18 protein-coding genes and 1 riboswitch are annotated in these 19,528 nt (G+C 70.1%); of the genes, 8 read left to right on the top strand and 10 right to left on the bottom strand.

All coding sequences use genetic code 11. The features are described 5' to 3' along the window. Positions 1-13 precede the first annotated feature (13 nt). The gene (locus tag WCD84_RS06065) at positions 14-910 is read left to right on the top strand and encodes a LysR family transcriptional regulator (RefSeq protein ID WP_343280761.1); all 897 of its coding nucleotides are present in this window, start codon (positions 14-16) and stop codon (positions 908-910) included. A 48-nt stretch (positions 911-958) separates the two neighbouring features. Here WCD84_RS06065 and WCD84_RS06060 read toward each other — a convergent pair whose 3' ends face one another. From WCD84_RS06060 to WCD84_RS06045, 4 genes are read right to left on the bottom strand one after another with little or no spacing between them, the layout of a single operon-like run. Then, the gene (locus WCD84_RS06060; protein WP_343280760.1) at positions 959-1,270 is read right to left on the bottom strand and encodes a BolA family protein; all 312 of its coding nucleotides are present in this window, start codon (positions 1,268-1,270) and stop codon (positions 959-961) included. 42 nt (positions 1,271-1,312) lie between these two features. Next, positions 1,313-2,542 carry an acetate/propionate family kinase gene (locus WCD84_RS06055; RefSeq protein ID WP_343280759.1) on the bottom strand — a complete coding sequence of 410 codons (1,230 nt, stop codon included), beginning with the start codon at positions 2,540-2,542 and terminating at the stop codon, positions 1,313-1,315. Further along, a complete protein-coding gene (locus WCD84_RS06050) occupies positions 2,539-3,507 on the bottom strand; it encodes a bifunctional enoyl-CoA hydratase/phosphate acetyltransferase (protein ID WP_449280068.1) in 969 nt (322 codons plus the stop codon). The genes WCD84_RS06055 and WCD84_RS06050 overlap by 4 nt, the downstream gene beginning before the upstream one ends. Beyond that, complete coding sequence (locus tag WCD84_RS06045; protein ID WP_343280758.1) at positions 3,504-3,950, bottom strand: helix-turn-helix domain-containing protein; 447 nt, start codon at positions 3,948-3,950, stop codon at positions 3,504-3,506. The genes WCD84_RS06050 and WCD84_RS06045 overlap by 4 nt, the downstream gene beginning before the upstream one ends. A 202-nt stretch (positions 3,951-4,152) precedes the next feature. On the opposite strand from WCD84_RS06045, the gene WCD84_RS06040 reads away from it, so the two are divergent. The 5 genes from WCD84_RS06040 (at position 4,153) to WCD84_RS06020 (ending at position 10,376) form a co-directional block, all read left to right on the top strand. After that, on the top strand, positions 4,153-4,872 hold the full coding sequence (locus tag WCD84_RS06040) for a glycosyltransferase (RefSeq protein WP_343280757.1): 720 nt from the start codon (positions 4,153-4,155) through the stop codon (positions 4,870-4,872). 612 nt (positions 4,873-5,484) lie between these two features. After that, positions 5,485-8,100: a Fe/S-dependent 2-methylisocitrate dehydratase AcnD gene (acnD, locus tag WCD84_RS06035; RefSeq protein WP_343280756.1), complete on the top strand. Its 2,616-nt coding sequence runs from the start codon at positions 5,485-5,487 to the stop codon at positions 8,098-8,100. Positions 8,101-8,107: 7 nt separating this feature from the next. Then, positions 8,108-9,304 carry a 2-methylaconitate cis-trans isomerase PrpF gene (gene prpF / locus WCD84_RS06030; RefSeq protein WP_343280755.1) on the top strand — a complete coding sequence of 399 codons (1,197 nt, stop codon included), beginning with the start codon at positions 8,108-8,110 and terminating at the stop codon, positions 9,302-9,304. A gap of 2 nt (positions 9,305-9,306) precedes the next feature. After that, the gene (gene queD, locus WCD84_RS06025) at positions 9,307-9,660 is read left to right on the top strand and encodes a 6-carboxytetrahydropterin synthase QueD (RefSeq protein ID WP_343255607.1); all 354 of its coding nucleotides are present in this window, start codon (positions 9,307-9,309) and stop codon (positions 9,658-9,660) included. Between the two features lie 317 nt (positions 9,661-9,977). Next, entirely contained in the window at positions 9,978-10,376 is a 399-nt protein-coding gene (locus WCD84_RS06020; RefSeq protein WP_343255608.1) for a phasin family protein, read from the top strand. A gap of 123 nt (positions 10,377-10,499) precedes the next feature. Here the strand turns inward: WCD84_RS06020 and WCD84_RS06015 are convergent, their stop codons facing one another. The 3 genes from WCD84_RS06015 to bioD form a co-directional block, all read right to left on the bottom strand. Beyond that, complete coding sequence (locus tag WCD84_RS06015) at positions 10,500-13,688, bottom strand: multidrug efflux RND transporter permease subunit (RefSeq protein WP_343280754.1); 3,189 nt, start codon at positions 13,686-13,688, stop codon at positions 10,500-10,502. Positions 13,689-13,693: 5 nt separating this feature from the next. Beyond that, a complete protein-coding gene (locus tag WCD84_RS06010; protein ID WP_343280753.1) occupies positions 13,694-14,944 on the bottom strand; it encodes an efflux RND transporter periplasmic adaptor subunit in 1,251 nt (416 codons plus the stop codon). Positions 14,945-15,111: 167 nt separating this feature from the next. Beyond that, on the bottom strand, positions 15,112-15,834 hold the full coding sequence (bioD, locus tag WCD84_RS06005; RefSeq protein WP_449280067.1) for a dethiobiotin synthase: 723 nt from the start codon (positions 15,832-15,834) through the stop codon (positions 15,112-15,114). Between bioD and WCD84_RS06000 the strand changes: the two genes are divergently transcribed. Then, positions 15,827-16,312 carry a GAF domain-containing protein gene (locus tag WCD84_RS06000; protein ID WP_343255612.1) on the top strand — a complete coding sequence of 162 codons (486 nt, stop codon included), beginning with the start codon at positions 15,827-15,829 and terminating at the stop codon, positions 16,310-16,312. The genes bioD and WCD84_RS06000 overlap by 8 nt on opposite strands. Continuing rightward, complete coding sequence (locus WCD84_RS05995; protein WP_343280752.1) at positions 16,309-16,683, top strand: TfoX/Sxy family protein; 375 nt, start codon at positions 16,309-16,311, stop codon at positions 16,681-16,683. The genes WCD84_RS06000 and WCD84_RS05995 overlap by 4 nt, the downstream gene beginning before the upstream one ends. A 13-nt stretch (positions 16,684-16,696) precedes the next feature. On the opposite strand, the gene cobS is transcribed toward WCD84_RS05995, so the two are convergent. The 3 genes from cobS to cobT are packed head-to-tail and all read right to left on the bottom strand — an operon-like array spanning position 16,697 to position 19,091. Further along, positions 16,697-17,449, bottom strand: coding sequence for an adenosylcobinamide-GDP ribazoletransferase (gene cobS, locus WCD84_RS05990; protein ID WP_343280751.1), 753 nt, complete (start codon positions 17,447-17,449; stop codon positions 16,697-16,699). Then, positions 17,446-18,027 (bottom strand): histidine phosphatase family protein, encoded by a 582-nt coding sequence (locus WCD84_RS05985; protein ID WP_343280750.1) that lies wholly within the window; start codon positions 18,025-18,027, stop codon positions 17,446-17,448. Before WCD84_RS05985 ends, cobS begins: the two co-directional genes overlap by 4 nt. Further along, positions 18,024-19,091, bottom strand: coding sequence for a nicotinate-nucleotide--dimethylbenzimidazole phosphoribosyltransferase (cobT, locus tag WCD84_RS05980; RefSeq protein ID WP_343280749.1), 1,068 nt, complete (start codon positions 19,089-19,091; stop codon positions 18,024-18,026). The genes WCD84_RS05985 and cobT overlap by 4 nt, the downstream gene beginning before the upstream one ends. Before the next feature lie 108 nt (positions 19,092-19,199). Continuing rightward, positions 19,200-19,436: riboswitch (cobalamin riboswitch) on the top strand. Positions 19,437-19,528: the final 92 nt, after the last annotated feature.

Raw genomic sequence — 19,528 nt, 5'->3', positions numbered from 1 at the left:
ACAGGATCCATCAATGCGCTTCCGCCAGATCGAAGTCTTCCACGCCGTCTACACCACCGGTTCGATCAGCGCCGCGGCCCGCGCGCTGCACGTCTCGCAGCCGTCGGTCAGCAAGGTGCTGCAACATACCCAGCTGCAGCTGGGGCTGGAGCTGTTCCGCCTGGTGCGCGGCCGGCTGGTGGCGACCGACGAAGCGCACGCCTTGTTCGTCGAGGTGTCCGAGGTGTTCCAGCGCCTGACGTCGCTGCAGAAGACGGTTGGCAACCTGAAGAACCTGTCCGGCGGACACATCCGGCTGGCGGTCGTGCCCTCGCTCGGGCTGCACCTGGCGCCGCTGGCGATCAGCCGCTTCCGGAAGAAGCATCCCCAGGTGACGTTCGACGTGCAGACGCTGCACCACGATGGCCTGTTCGAAGCGCTCTACGAGCGCAGCTGCGACATCGCGATCGCCTACGACGCCCCCGTCCACCCGCGCATGAAACGCCAGGAGCTGGACACCGCGGAGCTGATGCTGCTGTTCCAGCCGGCGAGCCTGCCCGACGTGGGTGACAGCGTGCCGATCCAGCAGCTGGACGGCCAGGACATGGTCGGCCTGACCACGGGCGGACCGGTCGGCGAGCTGTTCAACCGCGAGCTGCGACGGTCTGGCGTCAGCGTGCGCGAGGTGGTGTCGAACCAGACCTTCTACATCGCCGCGGCATTGACCCGCTGCGGCGCCGGCATGGCCGTGGTCGACGAGTTCACCGCGCGCGCGAGCGTCGATGCAGGCACCGCGTACCGACCGTTCTCGCCCTCGCTGCGGTTCAAGGTGCAGTGCGTGCACCTGGAGGACCGCCCGCCGTCGAAGGCGGCGGACGAATTCCTGGCCCTGTTCGGCACGCTGATGCGGGAATCGCGCGAACCTGGTTGAGCGCTCGGGTCAGCCCTCGGCCGGCATCGGCCAGCCACCTCGCAGCTGCTATGCCTGGTCGTGCCTGCTCCCGCCCAGGCATCGCGGCGAGTCCGGCGCGGCGCCCTGCACGGCCCACTCGTTGGCCGTGTATGTATGCAGCGCCAGCGCGTGGATCTCCGCCATCAGCCCGCCGACCGCGGCGTACACGGCCTGGTGCCGGCGCACGGGCGACAGGCCTGCGAACGCCTCGCTGACGACGGTCGCCTTGTAATGCGTCTCCAGCCCGCGGCTGTGCATATGGCTTTCGTCCAGCAAATCAAGGTGGCTGGGGGACAGCGCCCGGAGGGCGGCGTGGATGCGGTCGGCCTTGGTGTTCATGGCGACATTATCGCCCGGATCGCAAACGGTCGCGGCTGAAGGTCAGGCCAGGCACTCCGTCGCCTGTCGCGCCGCGATCCATTCCTCGTTGGTGGGCTCCACGCCAACCAGCACCCGGCTGTCGGCGGCGGAAATGACCGCGGCATCGGCTTGGTTCGCGGCGGGATCCAGCCGCAGGCCGAGGAACGCCAGGTCGGCGCACACCCGCTCGCGGATGAACGCGTTGTGCTCGCCGACGCCGGCGGTGAACACCAGCATGTCCAGCCCGCCCAGCACCGCGGCCATCGCGCCGATCTCGCGCACGATGCGCCGCACGTAGAGCGCCAGCGCAATCCGCGCGCGTTCACCGGCTTCGCCTTCATCGCCTTCGTGGGTCACGATCACCCGCGGCTCGGACGAGATGCCGGACAGGCCAAGCAGGCCGGAGCGGTGGTAGAGCAGCTGCGCGACCTCGTCCAGGCCCAGCTTCTCGATCTCCATCAGGTACAGCACCGCGCCGGGATCCAGGGCGCCGGTGCGCGTGCCCATCATCAGGCCGTCCAACGCGGAGAAACCCATCGTGGTGGCGACGCTTTCCAGGCCCTGCATCGCACACAGGCTGGCGCCACTGCCGAGGTGGGCGACGATCGTGCGGCCGCGCGCGGCATCACCGTGGCGCTCAGGCAGCGCGGTGGCCATGTAGGCGTACGACAGTCCGTGGAAGCCATAGCGGCGCAGGCCGCGCTCCCAGGCATCCCAGGGCAGCGGCAGGATCTGTTCGACCATGGGAATGGTGTGGTGGAAGCCGGTGTCGAAGCAGGCCACCTGCGGCAGCTTCGGGTACTCGCGCAGCAGGATGTCGACCGCCTCCAGCGCGAAGGGCTGGTGCAGCGGCGCCAGCGGGATGAGGCCACGCAGATCGTCGAGCACGTCGGCGTCCACGCGCACCGGCTCGAAGTACCTGCTGCCGCCGTGCACCACGCGGTGGGCAACCACGCCAACGCGGCGGCCGTCCAGCCGTGCGAGCACGCGCTCGCGGATCAGCGCCAGCGCATCGCGGTAGGGCGTGCCGGCATCGAGCTTGACCGCGAAGGGCTCGATGCCGCTCTCGCCGAAGTCCGGCCTTGGCCCCCCGATGCCCTGCACCTTGCCGTTCCACAGCGCATTGCGCGGCAGCGGCTCCACGCCCGGATCGAACACCGCGAACTTGATGCTGGACGAGCCGCAGTTGAGCACCACCACCAGGTCCGCGCCGGACGAGGCGACGTGAGGTGCCGCGGACCCTGCGCTCACGGCGGAGTCTGGCGGTAGTGGTGCGCCAGCATCAGCGCGATCGCACACGAGGCCATGCGCGACTCGCGCGGATCGGCGCGACTGGTCAGCACCACCGGCACCTTTGCGCCCAGCACGATGCCGGCGCTCGCGGCCTGGCCCATGAAGATCAGCTGCTTGGCCAGCATGTTGCCGCTCTCCAGGTCCGGCACCACCAGGATGTCGGCATGCCCGGCCACGGGCGACTCGATGCCCTTCGCCTTCGCGGCCTCGATCGACACCGCGTTGTCGAAGGCCAGCGGTCCGTCGAGCACGCCGCCGGTGATCTGGCCGCGGTCGGCCATCTTGCACAGCGCCGCGGCATCCAGCGTGGCCTGCATCGACGGGTTCACGGTCTCGACCGCGGCCAGGATCGCCACCTTGGGCAAGGCGATCCCGAGCACCCGGGCCAGGTCGATCGCGTTCTGGACGATATCGGCCTTCTGCAGCAGGTCGGGCGCGAGGTTGACCGCGGCATCGGTAACGATGAACGGCCGCGGGTAGTGCGGCGTCTGGATCACGAAGCAGTGGCTCACGCGGCGCTTGGTGCGCAGGCCGGACGCGGATGCCACCACCGCCGACATCAGCTCGTCGGTGTGCAGGCTGCCCTTGATCAGGATCTCGACGTCACCGTCGCGGGCCAGCTCGGCCGCGCGCATGGCCGCAGCATGGCTGTGCGGGACGTCTTCGACAGGAATGCCGGAAATGTCCAGGCCCGCTTCGGCGGCGGCCGCTTCCAGCCGGGCGCGTGGCGCCACCAGCACCGGCTCGACCAGGCCCGCGTCGCGCACGTCCAGCGCGGCGGCAAGGCTCAGCGCATCGCAGGGATGCACGATGGCGGCGCGCACCGGCGCCAGGCCGGCAACGTGGTCGAGCAGGCGCCCGAGGCCGTCGTTGCCGTTGGCGTCCTTTCGATGGACTGGCTGTGCCGGGTGGCCTGCGGTCATTCGCCCGCTGCGGCTTCAAGCCGCTTCGCCGCCTCGCGCTTGCCCATGCCGCGCAGCGCGGCGAGCGACTGGACCTGGGCCTGGCGCGGCACGGTCTTGCCGGCTTCCCAGTTGTAGATCGACTGGCCGCTCACGTTGGCAAGCTGGCCGTATTCGGCCGCGGACAGGCCCAGCTTCTCGCGGTGCGACTTCAGGCCCTTGGCCTGGAAGCGGACGCGGGGGGCATCGCCGTCCACCGCCGCAGCCGCCACGGCCTTTTCCGCCCGCGACGGACGCGACCCGGATTTCACCTGGCGGGACAGGGCCACCATCTCGCGCTTGAGCGCCGCGATATCGCGCCGGTATCCGGCATTGGCCTTGCGCAGCGGATCAAGCTGGGCTTTTGTTTCCTTGCGGGCAAGGCGGGCGATTTCGGCTTTCAGGACGGTTGCAAGATTGGCCACCGGTCAGTACTCCATATGTCAATTGGGGGATAACGGCGAAGTTTAGGTTTGAATTCGTCCCACGTCGAATCCGGAATATCCAAAGGTTATCAGCGTGGTTTTCAAGGATGTTATCCGGCTCCCGTCACATTGCCGCATGCACGGGCCCTTGCACACTGCAGGCGGCCTGTAAGAATCACCGGAACCAGCCACTGGAGCGCATGTGCTTTCCATCGTCATTCCCGCGCACGACGAGGCGCCGGTCATTGCCGCCACTCTCGACGCCGTGGCCATCGCCACAGGTGCGTCCGGCGACCGCGTGGAAGTGATCGTGGTGGATGACGCCTCCACCGACTTAACCGCCGCGATCGCCCGGGCCCACGGGGCACGCGTCGTGCAGGTCGACGTGCGCCACATCGCAGGCGCGCGCAACGCGGGCGCGGCAGCCGCCCGGGGCGATCGGCTGCTGTTCGTCGATGCCGACACGCTGGTCAACCGGAAGGCAGTGGACGCGGCGATGCGGGCGCTTGATTCCGGCGCGGTGGGCGGCGGCACCGCCGTGCGCTTCATGCGCCCGCTGCCGCTCCATATCCGCATGTTCGAATCGACGTCGATCGTGCTGTTCCGCATGTTTGGCGTGACCCCGGGCTGCTTCATCTTCTGTACCCGCGATGCGTTCGAAGCCGCCGGCGGATTCGACGAAGACTTGTACGTCGCCGAGGACGTGGCCTTTGGCCGTGCGTTGGCCAGGCAGGGCCGCGTCGCGATCCTGCGCGAGCCTGTGTTCACCTCGGCGCGCAAGATGCGCACCTATTCCCTGGGCGAGAAGGTCCGGTTCACGCTGCGGTTCATCGCGTCACCCAGGCACGTGGCACGCACCCGGGACGCCCTGCCACTCTGGTACGGCCCACGGCGGCACGAAAAAACGACCAGGAAGCCTTGACCGGCTTTATTCCGGTTCTTCTCCCGATTGCATGGAGCTTGCGGGTGATTGTTCCGGGAGGGAGTCCGGGAGGGTGCGCGCTGCCCGGGGGGGGGGGGGGGGGGAGGGGGGGGGGCGGCCCTTCCCCTTTTCCCCCCCCCCCCCCCCCCCCCCCCCCCCCCCCCCCCCCCCCCCCCCCCCCCCCCCCCCCCCCCCCCCCCCCCCCCCCCCCCCCCCCGGGCCCGGATCTTTTTCGCGGTCGGGGACGAAGGCAACGTCCAGTCGACGTCGACACCGGTTGGATCGTCAACGGACCAAGCGGCACGGCCACGGCCACGCCTACGCCGACGGCCACGCCCACGCTCGCAAGCGCGCCCGCTCTTGATCTTCGACCCGAAGCAGGAAAACGCCACGGCCCGTCCCGTGCACAGGGGGTGTGCGGAGAGCCGGCCATGGATGGCCGGCGCCCGGCCGCTGGGAGCAGGACGCGGAGACGGCCGGCGCAGCACACCCCCTGTGCACGGGACGGGCAGCGCGGACTAAAACGGAGAAATGCGCCGGGCGGGCATAGGTACAAGGCAAGGCATCGCGCGGCGATACAATGGCTCATTCCCGTCAGCGCCCGTACCTGCCATGACCAACAGCAAATACCGCAAGCCCCTTCCCGGCACCTCGCTCGACTGGTTCGACGCCCGCGAAGCCGTGGAGGCGCTGCAGTCCGGCGCCTGGGACAGCCTCCCCTATACCGCACGCGTGCACGCCGAGAATATCGTCCGCCGCGCCGATCCCGCGTTGATCGCGGATTATCTCGGCCAGCTCATCGAACGCCGCCGCGACCTCGATTTTCCCTGGTTCCCTGCGCGCGTGGTCTGCCACGACATCCTCGGCCAGACCGCGCTGGTCGACCTTGCCGGCCTGCGCGATGCCATTGCCGATGCCGGCGGCGACCCGGCGCAGGTGAATCCGGTGGTGCCGGTGCAGCTGATCGTCGACCACTCCCTGGCGGTGGAATGCGGCGGCTTCGACCCGGATGCATTCACCCGCAACCGTGAAATCGAGGACCGGCGCAACGCGGATCGCTTCCATTTCATCGACTGGACGAAAAGGGCCTTTCGCAACGTCGACGTGATTCCGCCGGGCAACGGGATCATGCACCAGATCAATCTGGAGAAAATGTCGCCGGTGGTTTACGTCGACGGCGGCGTCGCATTCCCGGATACCTGCGTCGGCACCGACAGCCATACCCCGCACGTGGACGCCCTGGGCGTGATCGCGATCGGCGTCGGCGGGCTGGAGGCGGAGAGCGTGATGCTCGGCCGCGCCTCGTGGATGCGCACGCCCGAAATGATCGGCGTGGAGCTTTCAGGAAAGCCGCAGCCCGGCATCACCGCCACCGACGTGGTGCTGGCGCTGACCGAGTTCCTGCGCCAGCAGAAAGTCGTGGGCGCCTATCTGGAATTCCGTGGTGAAGGCGCCGCGGCGCTGACCATCGGCGACCGCGCGACCATTTCAAACATGGCGCCGGAATATGGCGCGACCGCGGCGATGTTCTTCATCGACGACAACACCCTCGACTACCTGCGCCTCACCGGCCGCGAAGACGAGCAGGTGGCGCTGGTGGAGACCTACGCCAAGGCTGCCGGCCTGTGGGCTTCGGATCTCGCCAACGCGCAGTATCCGCGGACGCTGCACTTCGACCTGTCCAGCGTGGTCCGCAACATGGCCGGCCCGTCCAATCCGCATCGCCGCCTGGCGACCAGCGACCTGGCCGAGCGCGGCATCGCCGGCGACCTGGCCGGCGCGCGCGCGCAGGAAGCCGAAGGCCTGCTGCCCGACGGCGCGGTGATCATCGCCGCCATCACCAGCTGCACCAATACGTCGAATCCGCGCAACGTCATCGCCGCCGCGCTGCTGGCGCGCAATGCCAACGCGCGCGGGCTGACGCGCAAGCCCTGGGTGAAGACTTCGCTGGCACCCGGCTCGCGCGCGGTGCAGCTGTACCTGGAAGAGGCCAGGCTGCTGCCCGAGCTGGAGCAGCTCGGCTTCGGCATCGTCGGCTTCGCCTGCACCACCTGCAACGGCATGTCCGGCGCGCTGGATCCGGCGATCCAGCAGGAAGTCATCGACCGCGACCTGTACGCGGTGGCGGTGCTGTCGGGCAACCGCAACTTCGACGGCCGCATCCATCCCTATGCCAAGCAGGCTTTCCTGGCCTCGCCGCCGCTGGTGATCGCCTATGCCATTGCCGGCACGGTGCGCTTCGATATCGAGAAGGACGTGCTCGGCATCGACGCCGACGGCAATCCGGTCACGCTCAAGGACCTCTGGCCCAGCGACGAGGAAATCGACGCGGTGGTGAAAGCCAGCGTCAAGCCGGAGCAGTTCCGCCGCGTGTACGAGCCGATGTTCCGCATCGCCGTGGACGACGGCACGCGCGTGGAGCCGCTGTACGACTGGCGCCCGATGTCGACCTACATCCGCCGCCCGCCCTACTGGGAGGGCGCGCTGGCCGGCGAGCGCAGAATGAAGGGCATGCGCCCGCTTGCGGTGCTCGGCGACAACATCACCACCGACCACCTCTCGCCGTCCAACGCGATCATGGCGTCCAGCGCCGCCGGCGAATATCTGGCGAAGATGGGCCTGCCCGAGGAGGACTTCAACTCCTACGCCACCCACCGCGGCGACCACCTGACCGCGCAGCGCGCGACCTTCGCCAACCCGAAGCTGCTCAACGAAATGGTGCGCAACGACGACGGCAGCGTGCGCCAGGGATCGCTCGCGCGCATCGAGCCCGAAGGCAAGGTCACCCGCATGTGGGAGGCGATCGAAACCTACATGGCGCGCAAGCAGCCGCTGATCATCATCGCCGGCGCCGACTACGGCCAGGGCTCCAGCCGCGACTGGGCCGCCAAGGGCGTGCGCCTGGCCGGCGTTGAAGTGATTGCGGCCGAAGGCTTCGAGCGCATCCACCGCACCAACCTGATCGGCATGGGCGTGCTGCCGCTGGAGTTCGAGTCCGGCACCACCCGCGAAACCCTGGGCATCGACGGCACCGAGACCTTCGACGTCACCGGCATCCGTTCGCCGGGCGCCACGCTGACGCTGGTGATCAATCGCACCGACGGCAGCAGCACCGGCATCCCGGTGACCTGCCGCCTGGACTCCGACGAGGAAGTGCTGATCTACGAGGCCGGCGGCGTGCTGCAGCGCTTCGCGCAGGATTTCCTTGCCGCCAACACCACCGCCTGAGCACTCGATGAGCAACCGTCCCCACGCCCCGCAGCTGAAAATCCCCGCCACCTACATGCGTGGCGGCACCTCCAAGGGCGTGTTCTTCCGCCTCGAAGACCTGCCCGAGGCCGCGCACGTGCCCGGCCCGGCGCGCGACGCGCTGCTGATGCGCGTGATCGGCTCGCCCGACCCCTACGGCAAGCACACCGACGGCATGGGTGGCGCGACCTCGTCGACCAGCAAGTGCGTGATCATCGGCCCGTCCACGCGGCCCGGGCACGACGTCGACTATCTCTACGGCCAGGTGTCGATCGACACCGCCTTCGTCGACTGGTCCGGCAACTGCGGCAACCTCAGCACCGCGGTCGGTCCGTTCGCGATCGCCAACGGCTTCATCGATCCGGCGCGGCTGCCGGAGAACGGAAGCTTCGCCGTGCGCGTGTGGCAGGCCAACATCGGCAAGACCATCGTGGTGCACGTGCCGGTCACGAACGGCGAGGTGCAGGAAACCGGCGACTTCGAGCTCGACGGCGTGACCTTCCCGGCGGCCGAGATCGTGCTCGAGTTCATGGACCCGTCCGACGACAGCGGCGACGACGGCGGCGCGATGTTCCCCACCGGCAACCTGGTCGACGACCTGGAGGTTCCCGGCGTCGGCACGCTCAGGGCCACGATGATCAACGTCGGCATCCCGACGGTCTTCGTCAACGCCGCCGACATCGGCTACGCCGGCACCGAGCTGCAGGACGCGATCAACGGCGATGCGAAGGCGCTGGCCATGTTCGAGGCCATCCGTGCCCACGGCGCCCTGCGCATGGGCCTGATCGACGACCTCGCCGGCGCCGCCACGCGCCAGCACACGCCCAAGGTCGCCTTCGTTTCGCCCGCTGCGGACTACGCGTCGTCCAGCGGCAAGGCGATCGCCGCGGCGGACATCGACCTCAACGTGCGCGCGCTGTCGATGGGCAAGCTGCACCACGCGATGATGGGCACCTGCGCGGTGGCGATCGGTACCGCGGCGGCGATCCCGGGCACGCTGGTTGACCTGGCCGCGGGCGGCGGCGGGCGCGAGGCAGTCCGCTTCGGGCATCCCTCGGGCACGCTGCGCGTGGGCGCCGAGGCGCAGGAAGCCGATGGCCGCTGGACGGTGGCGCGGGCGATCATGAGCCGCAGCGCGCGGGTGCTGATGGAAGGCGCGGTCCGCGTGCCGGAAAAGGAATGAACATGGATATCTTCAAGGTCTTCACCATCGAGTCCGCGCACCGGCTGCCGAACGTGCCCGAGGGCCACAAGTGCTCGCGCCTGCACGGCCATTCGTTCCGGATCGAGCTGCACGTCTCGGGCGAGCCAGGCGCGGATACCGGCTGGGTCATGGACTTCGCCGACATCAAGGCCGCGTTCAAGCCCTTGTACGACCAGCTGGACCACCACTATCTCAACGACATCGAGGGATTGGAGAACCCGACCAGCGAGCGCCTGGCGGTGTGGATCTGGGAGCGCCTGCGGCCCGCGCTGCCGCAGCTGTCCGAGGTCGTGGTGCACGAAACCTGCACCTCCGGATGCCGCTACCGCGGCTGACGCCCAGTGCGCCGGGCCTGTGGGAGCGGCCCTAGCCGCGATGAGCAGCGTGTGGGAGCCGGCTATAGCCGCGATGGGTGGCCTGTGGGAGCCCCGGCTATATAGCCGCGCGATGAACGGCCTGTGGGAGCGGCTATAGCCGCGATGGCGGCATTCGCGGCTGTAGCCGCTCCTACGAAAAAGCCCCGCTCCCACACATGCCCTTGGCCCCGAACCTGAACATGCCGACGAGCGGTTGTTGCACCGCAACATCGGCTGGTTTATGCTGCAACGCACAAACCGGCACTCCCTGCCGGATACTCAGCAGGAAACCCGCCATGTACCAGAACACCAACGAGCAGTTCTCCGCCGCAGCCCGCCAGTTCGCCGACACCGCCGCCCAGGTCAACCGCTTGGCCCTGGCCGGCGCCGAGAAGGCCTTCGGCCTGCAGCTGTCGACCATCGAGCAGAACACCAACGCCGCCTTCGCCTTCTGGGGCGAACTGGCCGAGGTCCGTGACTTCGACGGCCTGAAGGCCGTGTGGCCGAAGGGCGTGCAGGTTGCCCGCGAGAGCGCCGAGCGCTCGGTCAGCGCCAGCCAGGAAGCCTTCGGCCAGACCGTGGCCACCAACGAAGCCATTGCCCAGATCGCCAAGGGCCAGGTCGAGTCGGCCGCCGCGCAGGCGCAGGAAGCCGTCCAGGGCGCCACCAAGGCCGCCGCCGGCAAGCGCAAGTAAGCAAACGCGTCACAGCGGTCCCGGCAACGGGACCGGGGCATCGCGCGATCCTCTCCCCGCGCGGTGCCCGCTTCAAGCGACCCGGCAGCTTCGGCTGCCGGGTTTTTTCATGCCTGCATCAGATCATCCGGCAGCCGGCGGCGTTGCGCCTCCACCACCCGGTCCCGGACCCGGTGCCGGATCATCCAGCCGCTCGCCCAGCAGGCGGCGCACGCTGACAAAAAACACCGGAATCAGCAGCAGGCCGAGGAAGGTCGCGAACAGCATGCCGCCGATCACGCCCGTGCCCAGCGCGTGGCGCGCGTTGGCACCGGCACCGCTGGACAGCGCAAGCGGCGTCACGCCCATGATGAAGGCAAAGGACGTCATCAGGATCGGGCGGAAGCGCATGCGCGCGGCCTCGATCACGGCCTCGCGCAGACTCTTTCCGGCGGCGCGCTCCAGCACCGCGAACTCGATGATCAGGATCGCGTTCTTGGCCGCCAGGCCGATCACCGTGACCATGCCGATCTTGAAGAAGATGTCGTTCGACAGCCCCGGCCGCAGCATCGTGAACACCACCGCGCCGAGGATGCCCAGCGGCACCGCCAGCAGCACCGCCACCGGGATCGACCAGCTCTCGTAGAGCGCGGCCAGGCACAGGAACACCACCACCACCGACAGCACCAGCAGCAGGGTCGCGGTATTGCCGGCGATGATCTCCTGGTAGGACATGCCCGCCCAGTCGTAGCCGAAGCCCGCGGGCAGCTCTTCGTCGACGATCCGCTCCATGGCGCCCATGGCCTCGCCCGAACTGTGGCCCGGCGCCTGGGAACCGACGATGTTCACCGCCGAATAGCCGTTGTAGCGGGTCAGCGAGGGCGTGCTCATGGTCCATTTGGCGCCGACCACGCTGGTCAGCGGGATCATGTTGGGCGTGCCGTCGGCGTTCGGCGCGGCCGGCGTATAGAAGCGCGACAGCGAGCCGGGGTCGGTGCGGTAGGGCGCATCGGCGCGCATGTTGACGCGCTTCACGCGGCCGTCGGCGAAGTAGTCGTTGACGTACACCGGCGCCAGCATCAGCTGGATCGCGCTGTAGATGTCGTTGACCGACAGCCCCATGGCCTGCGCCTGCACGCGGTCGACGGTGAGCTTGAGCTGCGACGCGTCCTCGAGCGTGTTGGGCCGCACCGCGGTCAGCGATGGATCCTGCGCCGCCGCGCCCAGCAGCTGGTTGCGCGCCGCCGTCAGCGCCTCGCGGCCGAGGCCGGCGCGGTCCTGCAGGTACATGTCGAAGCCGCCGAACTGGCCCAGGCCCTGCACCGTGGGCAGGTTGACCACGAAGATCTGCGCGTCGCGGATGGCGTACAGCGCGCCGTTGGCCTCCTGGATGAAGTCCTGCACCGTGCCGTCGCGCTCGCCCCAGTCGGTGAGTTTGATGAACGCCATGCCGACGTTCTCGCCCTGGCCGACGAAACTGAAGCCGGCGATCTGCATCATGCCTTCGTAGCCGGGCACCTGTTCCAGCGTGGTGCGCACGTCTTCGAACACCGCCTGCGTGCGCTGCAGGGTCGAGCCCGGCGGCAGCTGCACGATGGCCATGGCATAGCCCTGGTCTTCTTCGGGCAGGAAGCTGCCCGGCAGGCGCGCGAGCAGCACGCCGGCGAGCACGGTCAACGCGGCGAACACCAGCATCCAGCGCGGCGCGTGGCGCACCGCACCGCTGATGTGGCGCACGTAGGTGCCCGCGATGCGGTCGTAGTGCTTGTTGAAGGTGCGGTAGACCACGTTCTGGCGCTTGCCGCCGTCGGGCGCGTCGGGGTCGGGCTTCTCGTGCTGCTTCAGGAACGTCGCGCACAGCGCCGGGGTGAAGCCCAGCGCCAGGAACGCGGAGAAGCCCATCGCCACGGCGATGGTGATCGCGAACTGCTTGTAGATCTCGCCCGACGCGCCGCCCTGCAGTGCGCTCGGGATGAACACCGCCGCCAGCACCACGGTGATCGCGACCACCGCGCCGGTGATCTGGTCCATGGCCTTGATCGTGGCCTCGCGCGGCGCCAGGTGCTCCTCGGCCATGATGCGTTCGACGTTCTCGATCACCACGATCGCGTCATCGACCACGATGCCGATCGCCAGCACCATCGCGAACAGCGTCAGCTGGTTGATGGTGAAGCCGATCATGCTCAGGCCCAGGAAGGTGCCCAGCAGCGCCACCGGGATCACCAGCGTCGGGATGATCGTGGCGCGCAGGTTCTGCAGGAAGATCAGCATCACCAGGAACACCAGCACCATCGCCTCGATGAGGCTCTTCACCACTTCCTTGATGGAGATGGTGACGAAGGTGGTGCTGTCGAACGGGCTGAACCACTCCACGCCCTGCGGGAAGCTGCCCTGCAGCTCGTCCATGCGCGAGGTCACGCCCTCGGCGACGGTGAGCGCGTTGGCGCCGGGCAGCAGCTGGATCGCGAATGCGCCCGTGGGCTGGCCGTTGAACTTGCTGTCGAAGCCGTAGCCCTGGGCGCCGATCTCGATCCGCGCCACGTCTTTCAGGCGCACCGTGCTGCCCTCGGCATCGGCGCGCAGGATGATGTCGCCGAACTGCTCGGGGGTGGAGAAGCGGCCCTCGGCCGAAACCGTGGCGGTGAAGCCCTGGCCCTCGGGTGCCGGGTCGGCGCCGATCGATCCGGCGGCGAACTGCACGTTCTGGCCGCGCACCGCCGCCAGCACCTGGGTGGCCGACAGGCCGTAGCCCTGCATCCTGTCCGGGTTGAGCCAGATGTTCATGGCGTACTCGGAGCCGAACTGCTGGGTGCTGCCGACGCCGGGCACGCGCGCGATCTGCTCCAGCACGCTGGCGCCGATCAGGTTGTTGAGCGCGTTGCGGTCGAACGACGGCGTCGACGAACGCAGCCCCACCACCATCAGGAACCCGGCATTCGCCTTGGCCACCACCACGCCCTGCTGGGTGACCTCGGTCGGCAGGCGCGGCGTCGCCAGGGCGACCTTGTTCTGCACCTGCACCTGGGCGATGTCGGCGTCGGTGCCGGTCTGGAAGGTCAGGGTGATGCTGGCGCGGCCGGACGAGCTTGAGCTCGAACTGAAGTACAGCAGGTTGTCGATGCCGGTGAGCTGCTGCTCGATCACCTGGGTGACCGCGCGCTCGGTGGTGGCGGCGTCGGCGCCCGGGTAGCTCGCGCCCACGGTGACCTGCGGCGGCGCGACGTTGGGATAGGACTCCACGCCCATGTTGAGCAGCGCGATCACGCCCGAAAGCGCGATCAGGATCGAGATGACCCAGGCGAAGACCGGATGGTCGATGAAGAAGCGAGGCATCGGGGTCAGCCCTGCGCGGCGGCGTCGGCGGCGGTGTCATCGCCCGCGGGCGTGGCCGCGTCGGGATGGCCTTCGGCCGGTTCCGGCGAAGCCGCCGGGGCCGACGGAGGCGCGGCGTCCTGCCCGGCCGGCCCGGCGCCGGGAGCGCCAGGCGCCGCGGACGGCTGCCACGGCGTGGCGGTGGCAGGCTGGCCCGCCTGCGCGCGCTGCAATCCCGAGACCACCACGCGGTCGCCCGCGGCCAGGCCTTTGCTGACGATCCAGCTGCCGGCCTCGGCGCGCGCGGTGGTGATGTCCTTGCGGACCACGATGCCGTCGGCGCCCACGACCATCACATAGGGGCCGGTGGCATCCCGCTGCACCGCGGCCTGGGGCACGGTGAACACGCCGTGCTGCACGCCCAGCGTCGCCACCAGGGTCACGTAGGTGCCCGGCAGCAGGCGGCGGTCGGGATTGGGCAGGGTGGCCCTCAGCGACACCGCGCCTGTCTCGGGATCGACGACGTCGCCCGAGAAGTCGAGCTCGCCGGCGTGCTCGTAGACGCTGCCGCCCGGCAACAGCACCTGCACGGCCACCGGACCTTCGCGATCGAGCTGCATGCCGCGCACTTCATCGAGTTCGCCGGCGCCCATGCTGAAATTCACGTACAGCGGGTCGATCTGGTCGACCGTGGTCAGCAGCGTCGCCGTGCCCTGCCCGACCAGCGCGCCTTCGGTGACCTGCTGCTTGCCTGCTCGGCCGGAGATCGGCGCGCGTACGGTGGCGTAGCCGAGGTTGATGTTCGCGCTCTCGACCGCCGACTGCGCGGCCTGCACGGCGGCGTTGGCGCTGCGCTCCGCGGCCAGCGCGTTGTCGAGGTCGGACTGCGAGATGAAGCGCTCCGGCGCGAGGCTGCGCGCGCGCGTGGCGAAGGCGCGGGCGTTAGCCTGGTTGGCGCGCGCCTGGGCGAGCGCGGCCTGCGCTTCACCGGCGGCAGCGCGCAGCGGCGCGGGGTCGATCTCGAACAGCACCTGGCCTTTCTCGACGTCGCTGCCTTCCTGGTAGACGCGGCGCTGGATCACGCCGGGGACACGGGCGCGCACGTCGGCGCTGCGGTAGGCGGCCAGGCGGCCGACCAGGTCGCGGCGCAGGGGCTCGTTCGAGGGCTGCACGGAGACGACGCCCAGTTCGGGCGGCGGCGGCTGCTGGGCGTCCTGTTCGCCGCCGCATGCGGCCAGCGTCGCGGTCAGGATGGATGCAATCAGGGTGCGCCGCATGGGTGCCTCTCGGGGGAATGGCGAAACAGGTCGGCAAGTATGACGCCGCCGGGGGCGCTCGCGCCGTGCCTGAAGTCAGGGATCGCCAACGAGCACATGGTGCCGCCCACAGGGCACAACGATGTGAATGCCGCGTGTTCGGCCCGTGGACGCGGTCGCGGCGCCCCTTACTGCGTCCGTTCCGCCACGGCGACCGCACGCGCTGCCGCCGCCAGGCCGGCCGCCAGGGCGCCTGGATCCACGACTGGCCCGGCATGTGCGACCACGCCCAGGCAGGGCGCCGGCAACGCGGCGTCGAGCAGCCCCAGGTAGTCATCGCGGCGATCGAACGCGGGGTCGACCGCGCAGCCCACCCAGCCCAGCAGGCGACAGCCGTCGGCGGCGATCGCGCGGGCGCTGAGCCGGGCGTGGCTGAGGCAGCCCAGGCGCAGGCCCACCACCAGCAGCACCGGCAGCTCCAGGGCACGGGCCAGGTCGGCATGCTCGATGCCGTCGGCAAGCGGCGACAGCCAGCCGCCGGCGCCTTCCACCACCACCGCGTCGGCACCCGCCGCGAGCCGCGCGTAAGCCGCCACCACGGGGGGCACGGAGACCTCGATGCCAGCCGCGCGCGCCGCGAGCTGCGGCGCAGTGGCTTCAACCAATGCCCAGGGATTGACGTCCGCGTAGGTCGGCACGGGGTCGCTTGCGGCCTGCAGGGCCAGCGCATCTTCGTTGCGCAAGCCCTGTGGCGTCGCCTCGCAGCCCGCGGCCACGGGCTTCATTCCCACCGCGCGCAGCCCGCGCGCGCGCAGCGCATGCAGCAGGGCCACGCTGACCACGCTCTTGCCGACGCCGGTGTCGGTGCCGGTCACCAGGACCCCGCGCGCTACACTTCCGGTCATGTTCACCACGCAGAGTCTAAGCGGCGACAAGCCGCAGCAGTACGCCCAGCTGGCGGCCCAGGCACGCGCGCTTCTCCACGGCGAACGCGACCGCATCGCCAACGCCGCCAATCTTTCGGCGCTGGTCTACCACGCGCTGCCGGAGCTCAACTGGGTCGGCTTCTACTTCTTCGACGGCACCGAACTGGTGGTCGGCCCGTTCCAGGGCCAGCCGGCCTGCGTGCGCATTCCGCTTGATCGCGGCGTCTGTGGCGCCGCCGCGCGCACCGGCGAAACCCAACGCGTCGAGGACGTCAACGCGGTCGCCGACCACATCGCCTGCGACGCCGCATCGCGTTCGGAACTGGTGGTTCCGCTGTTCCACGCTGGTGCGCTGGTCGGCGTGTTTGACCTCGACAGTCCGGTTCCGGCCCGCTTTGACGTTGAAGACCAGAGGGGACTCGAGGAGATCGCACGCGTGTACGTGGAATCGCTGGGAGCATGAGCGCCCAACCGCTCAAGATGCGCAACATCGGGCCGAAGTCGGCCGCATGGCTGCGCCAGGTGGGTCTGAGGACGCCGGAAGACCTCATAGAAGCGGGTCCGCTGGAGGCATTCATGCGCATCAAGCGCGCGGGCTTCAAGCCCAGCCTCAACCTGCTGTATTCGCTTGAGGGCGCGCTCTGCGACTGCCATTGGCAGGACGTACCCAACGAGCGCCGCCTTGAGCTGGTGACCGCCGCGGAAGCCGCCATCGCCGAACTGCCGCCGCCGCGCAACCGCCCGCCTGCCGGGCCGGTGACCACCACGGTCATGCAGGAAGACGACGACGCGATGCCTGCGCCGGACTACTTCGACCGGCCCGACGGCGACTGAACCCCGCCGCGCGCTAGAAGGCCTGCCACCACGCGCCCGGCGACCAGCCGGCCGCGAGCACCAGCGCCAGCAGCAGCAGGCTTTCCACCACCTCCACGCTCGCGCCCAGGCAGTCGCCGGAAATCCCGCCGAGGCGGCGGCGCCAGTAGGCCGCGACCAGCGGCGCCAGCGGCAGCGCGACCAGCAGCGGCGGCACCAGCACGCTGGCCGCGGCCAGCGCGATCGCCCACAGCCAGACCACGTGCAGGTCCAGCTTCCAGGAGAAGCGTTCGGCCATGCCGGCCTGCTGGATCGGCGGCAGCAGGCGGCTCCACCACAGCGTGCCCCAGCGCGCCCAGGCCGGCACCAGCACGATCCCGAACCACCACGGCGATCCCGCGAGCTCGGCCAGCAACACCAGCTTCACCAGCAGCTGCATCACCACCGAGACCACGCCGAACACGCCCATGTGCGGATCCTTGAGCACCGCCAGGAAGCGCTGTGGATCGCGGTGCGCGGCGCCGAAGGCATCGGCCACGTCGCCCAGGCCGTCCAGGTGCAGCGCACCGGTCACCCACACCCACATGAACAGTGCCAGCACCGCCGCCAGCCACGGGCGCTGGTCGAAGCCCCACAGCGGCAGGGCCAGCAGCAGCCCGATCAGCACGCCGACCAGCGGGTAATACCCCGCGGAGCGCGACAGGTCGTCGTCGCGGAAATCACGCACCTGCGGCGTCGGCAGGCGGGTCAGGAACTGCACCGCCAGGATCAGCCGGCGCAGGCTCATGGCTGCGCCAGCTCGAGCACTTCGCCCCAAGGGCGGCCGTCGTCGCCGGCCTCGAGGCGCAGGCGCAGGCGCGTGCCGTAGTCGATGCGCAGCGCCCAGGTCGACACGAGCGGCAGGCCGCAGGCGAGCGCCAGCGCCATGCGCAGCGTGCCGCCATGGCTGACAACCAGCTGCGGTCCTGGCGCCGCATGCGCGAGCAGCGCCTGGAGTCCGCGGCCAATGCGCGCTTCGAACGCATCCCAGGCTTCGCCGTTGGGCGGCGGATTGGCGCGTGGATCGTGGTGGAACGCGGCCAGCGCGGCAGCCGGCAGGTCCGCGCCCGCGCGGCCGTCCCAGTCCCCGAAGTCGAATTCCACCCAGCCGTTGTCGAGTTCCACCGGCAGGCCCGTGGGCAACGCGAGCGCCAGTGCGGTGTCGTGTGCGCGGCGCAGCGGCGAGCTGGTCACCCGCGTCCACGCGATGCCGGCATGGCGCCGGCACGGGCCGTCGGTGGCGCCGTCGCGCAGCGGCGGATCCTCGCGTCCGTCCAGGTGCCCGCGGCGGCCGGTATCGGCGTGGCGCACCAGGTCGACGATCACGCCGGCGGCCTGTCGGCGACCGCGGCCTCGGCGAAGGTCGCCATGTCGTTGTGCAGCGCGCAGGCCAGGCGCAGCAGCGGCAGCGCCAGCGCTGCACCCGAGCCTTCGCCCAGACGCAGGTCGAGCTGAAGCAGCGCCGACGCGTCCAAGGTGTCAAGCACGCGCTGGTGGCCGCGCTCGGCCGAGCGGTGCGAGAACAGCAGCCAGGCGCGCACGCCCGGATTGAGCCGTACCGCCGCCAGCGCCGCGACCGAGACGATGAAGCCGTCGACCAGCACGGGCGTGCCGCGCTGCGCCGCGGCGAGCATCGCTCCGGCCAGCGCGGCGATTTCGAGGCCGCCGACGCGGCGCAGCGCTTCCAGCGCCGGCAGCGGCGCCGCCTCGATCGCCGCGCCGTGCAGCGCCAGCGCGCGCTCCACCACCGTCTGCTTGTGGGCCATGCGCGCGGCATCGAGGCCGGTGCCGGCACCGACCAGGTCGGCGACCGGCAGCGCGGCCAGCGCGCAGGCCAGCGCGCTCGCCGCCGTGGTGTTGCCGATCCCCATCTCGCCGGGCAGCAGCAGGTCGGCACCATCGGCCAGCGCCTCGTCGACCGCGCGGCGTCCGGCGGCCAGCGCATGCGCAAGCTCGCCGGCCGCCATCGCCGGCTCCACGCTGAGGTCGCGCGTACCGCGGCAGGGCTTGTCGACGACAGCTCCGGGCAGGGGCCCCTCGGCCAGCGTGCCGACGTCGCGCAGATGCAGCGGCAGGCCGAGTTCACGAGCCAGCACAGCGATCGCCGCACCGCCGGCCGCGAAGTTGGCGAGCATCTGCACCGTGACTTCGGCCGGATACGCGGAGACGCCCTGCGCCACCACGCCGTGGTCGGCGGCGAACAGCAGCACCGGGGCACGCGACGCCGCGGGGCGGTCGCTGGACTGCAGCGCCGCGAGTTCGACCGCCAGCGTTTCCAGCCGGCCGAGCGCGCCGGCAGGCTTGGTGAGCTGCTGCTGGCGCGCGACCGCGCGGGCGCGGTGCGCCTCCGAAGGCAGCGCGCAGCGCTGCGTGAACCATGACTCCGTCATTGCGCCCCGATGTGCATATCGCAGCCGCGCATTCTATCCGCCCGCCGCGGCCCGCCCTGCCCGCCCCGCAGGGCCGGGTGCCTTTGCCGCGCCGCGGAGCGATGCCGTAGACTGCGCGCTCTTTCTGGTGACCGGCGGGGTTCTCCCCAACGGTTGAAACGGGAAGCCGGTGACCTTCCGCCCGCCGCCACGGCGCACGAAGCATTCCGGCGCTGCCCCCGCAACGGTAAGCGTGGAACACCCCGGCAAACCGCCACTGTGCATCGCACGGGAAGGCGCCGGGGCTGGAGCAGCTGCAGCGCTCCGCCCGCGAGCCCGGAGACCGGCCTGGAAGACACACACTGGTTGTGACGCGGAGGGCGTTGCGGCGGTAGCGCGCCGTGTCGTCCACGTCACCCTCCCGTCCCCTGTTCCCTGCCCGCAACCCCACGACACAA

The sequence above is a fragment of the Luteimonas changyuni genome, assembly GCF_039548395.1.
Lineage (GTDB): Bacteria > Pseudomonadota > Gammaproteobacteria > Xanthomonadales > Xanthomonadaceae > Luteimonas.
The sequence above is the reverse complement of the archived record's forward strand: the minus strand, read 5'-3'. Positions and strand labels throughout refer to the sequence as shown.

Coding starts and splice junctions, on each gene's coding strand:
- WCD84_RS06065 (WP_343280761.1), top strand. CDS start 14: ATGCGCTTCCGCCAGATCGAAGTCTTCCACGCCGTCTACACCACCGGT.
- WCD84_RS06060 (WP_343280760.1), bottom strand. CDS start 1,270: ATGAACACCAAGGCCGACCGCATCCACGCCGCCCTCCGGGCGCTGTCC.
- WCD84_RS06050 (WP_449280068.1), bottom strand. CDS start 3,507: ATGACCGCAGGCCACCCGGCACAGCCAGTCCATCGAAAGGACGCCAAC.
- acnD (WP_343280756.1), top strand. CDS start 5,485: ATGACCAACAGCAAATACCGCAAGCCCCTTCCCGGCACCTCGCTCGAC.
- prpF (WP_343280755.1), top strand. CDS start 8,108: ATGAGCAACCGTCCCCACGCCCCGCAGCTGAAAATCCCCGCCACCTAC.
- queD (WP_343255607.1), top strand. CDS start 9,307: ATGGATATCTTCAAGGTCTTCACCATCGAGTCCGCGCACCGGCTGCCG.
- WCD84_RS06020 (WP_343255608.1), top strand. CDS start 9,978: ATGTACCAGAACACCAACGAGCAGTTCTCCGCCGCAGCCCGCCAGTTC.
- WCD84_RS06015 (WP_343280754.1), bottom strand. CDS start 13,688: ATGCCTCGCTTCTTCATCGACCATCCGGTCTTCGCCTGGGTCATCTCG.
- WCD84_RS06010 (WP_343280753.1), bottom strand. CDS start 14,944: ATGCGGCGCACCCTGATTGCATCCATCCTGACCGCGACGCTGGCCGCA.
- WCD84_RS06000 (WP_343255612.1), top strand. CDS start 15,827: ATGTTCACCACGCAGAGTCTAAGCGGCGACAAGCCGCAGCAGTACGCC.
- WCD84_RS05995 (WP_343280752.1), top strand. CDS start 16,309: ATGAGCGCCCAACCGCTCAAGATGCGCAACATCGGGCCGAAGTCGGCC.
- cobS (WP_343280751.1), bottom strand. CDS start 17,449: ATGAGCCTGCGCCGGCTGATCCTGGCGGTGCAGTTCCTGACCCGCCTG.
- cobT (WP_343280749.1), bottom strand. CDS start 19,091: ATGACGGAGTCATGGTTCACGCAGCGCTGCGCGCTGCCTTCGGAGGCG.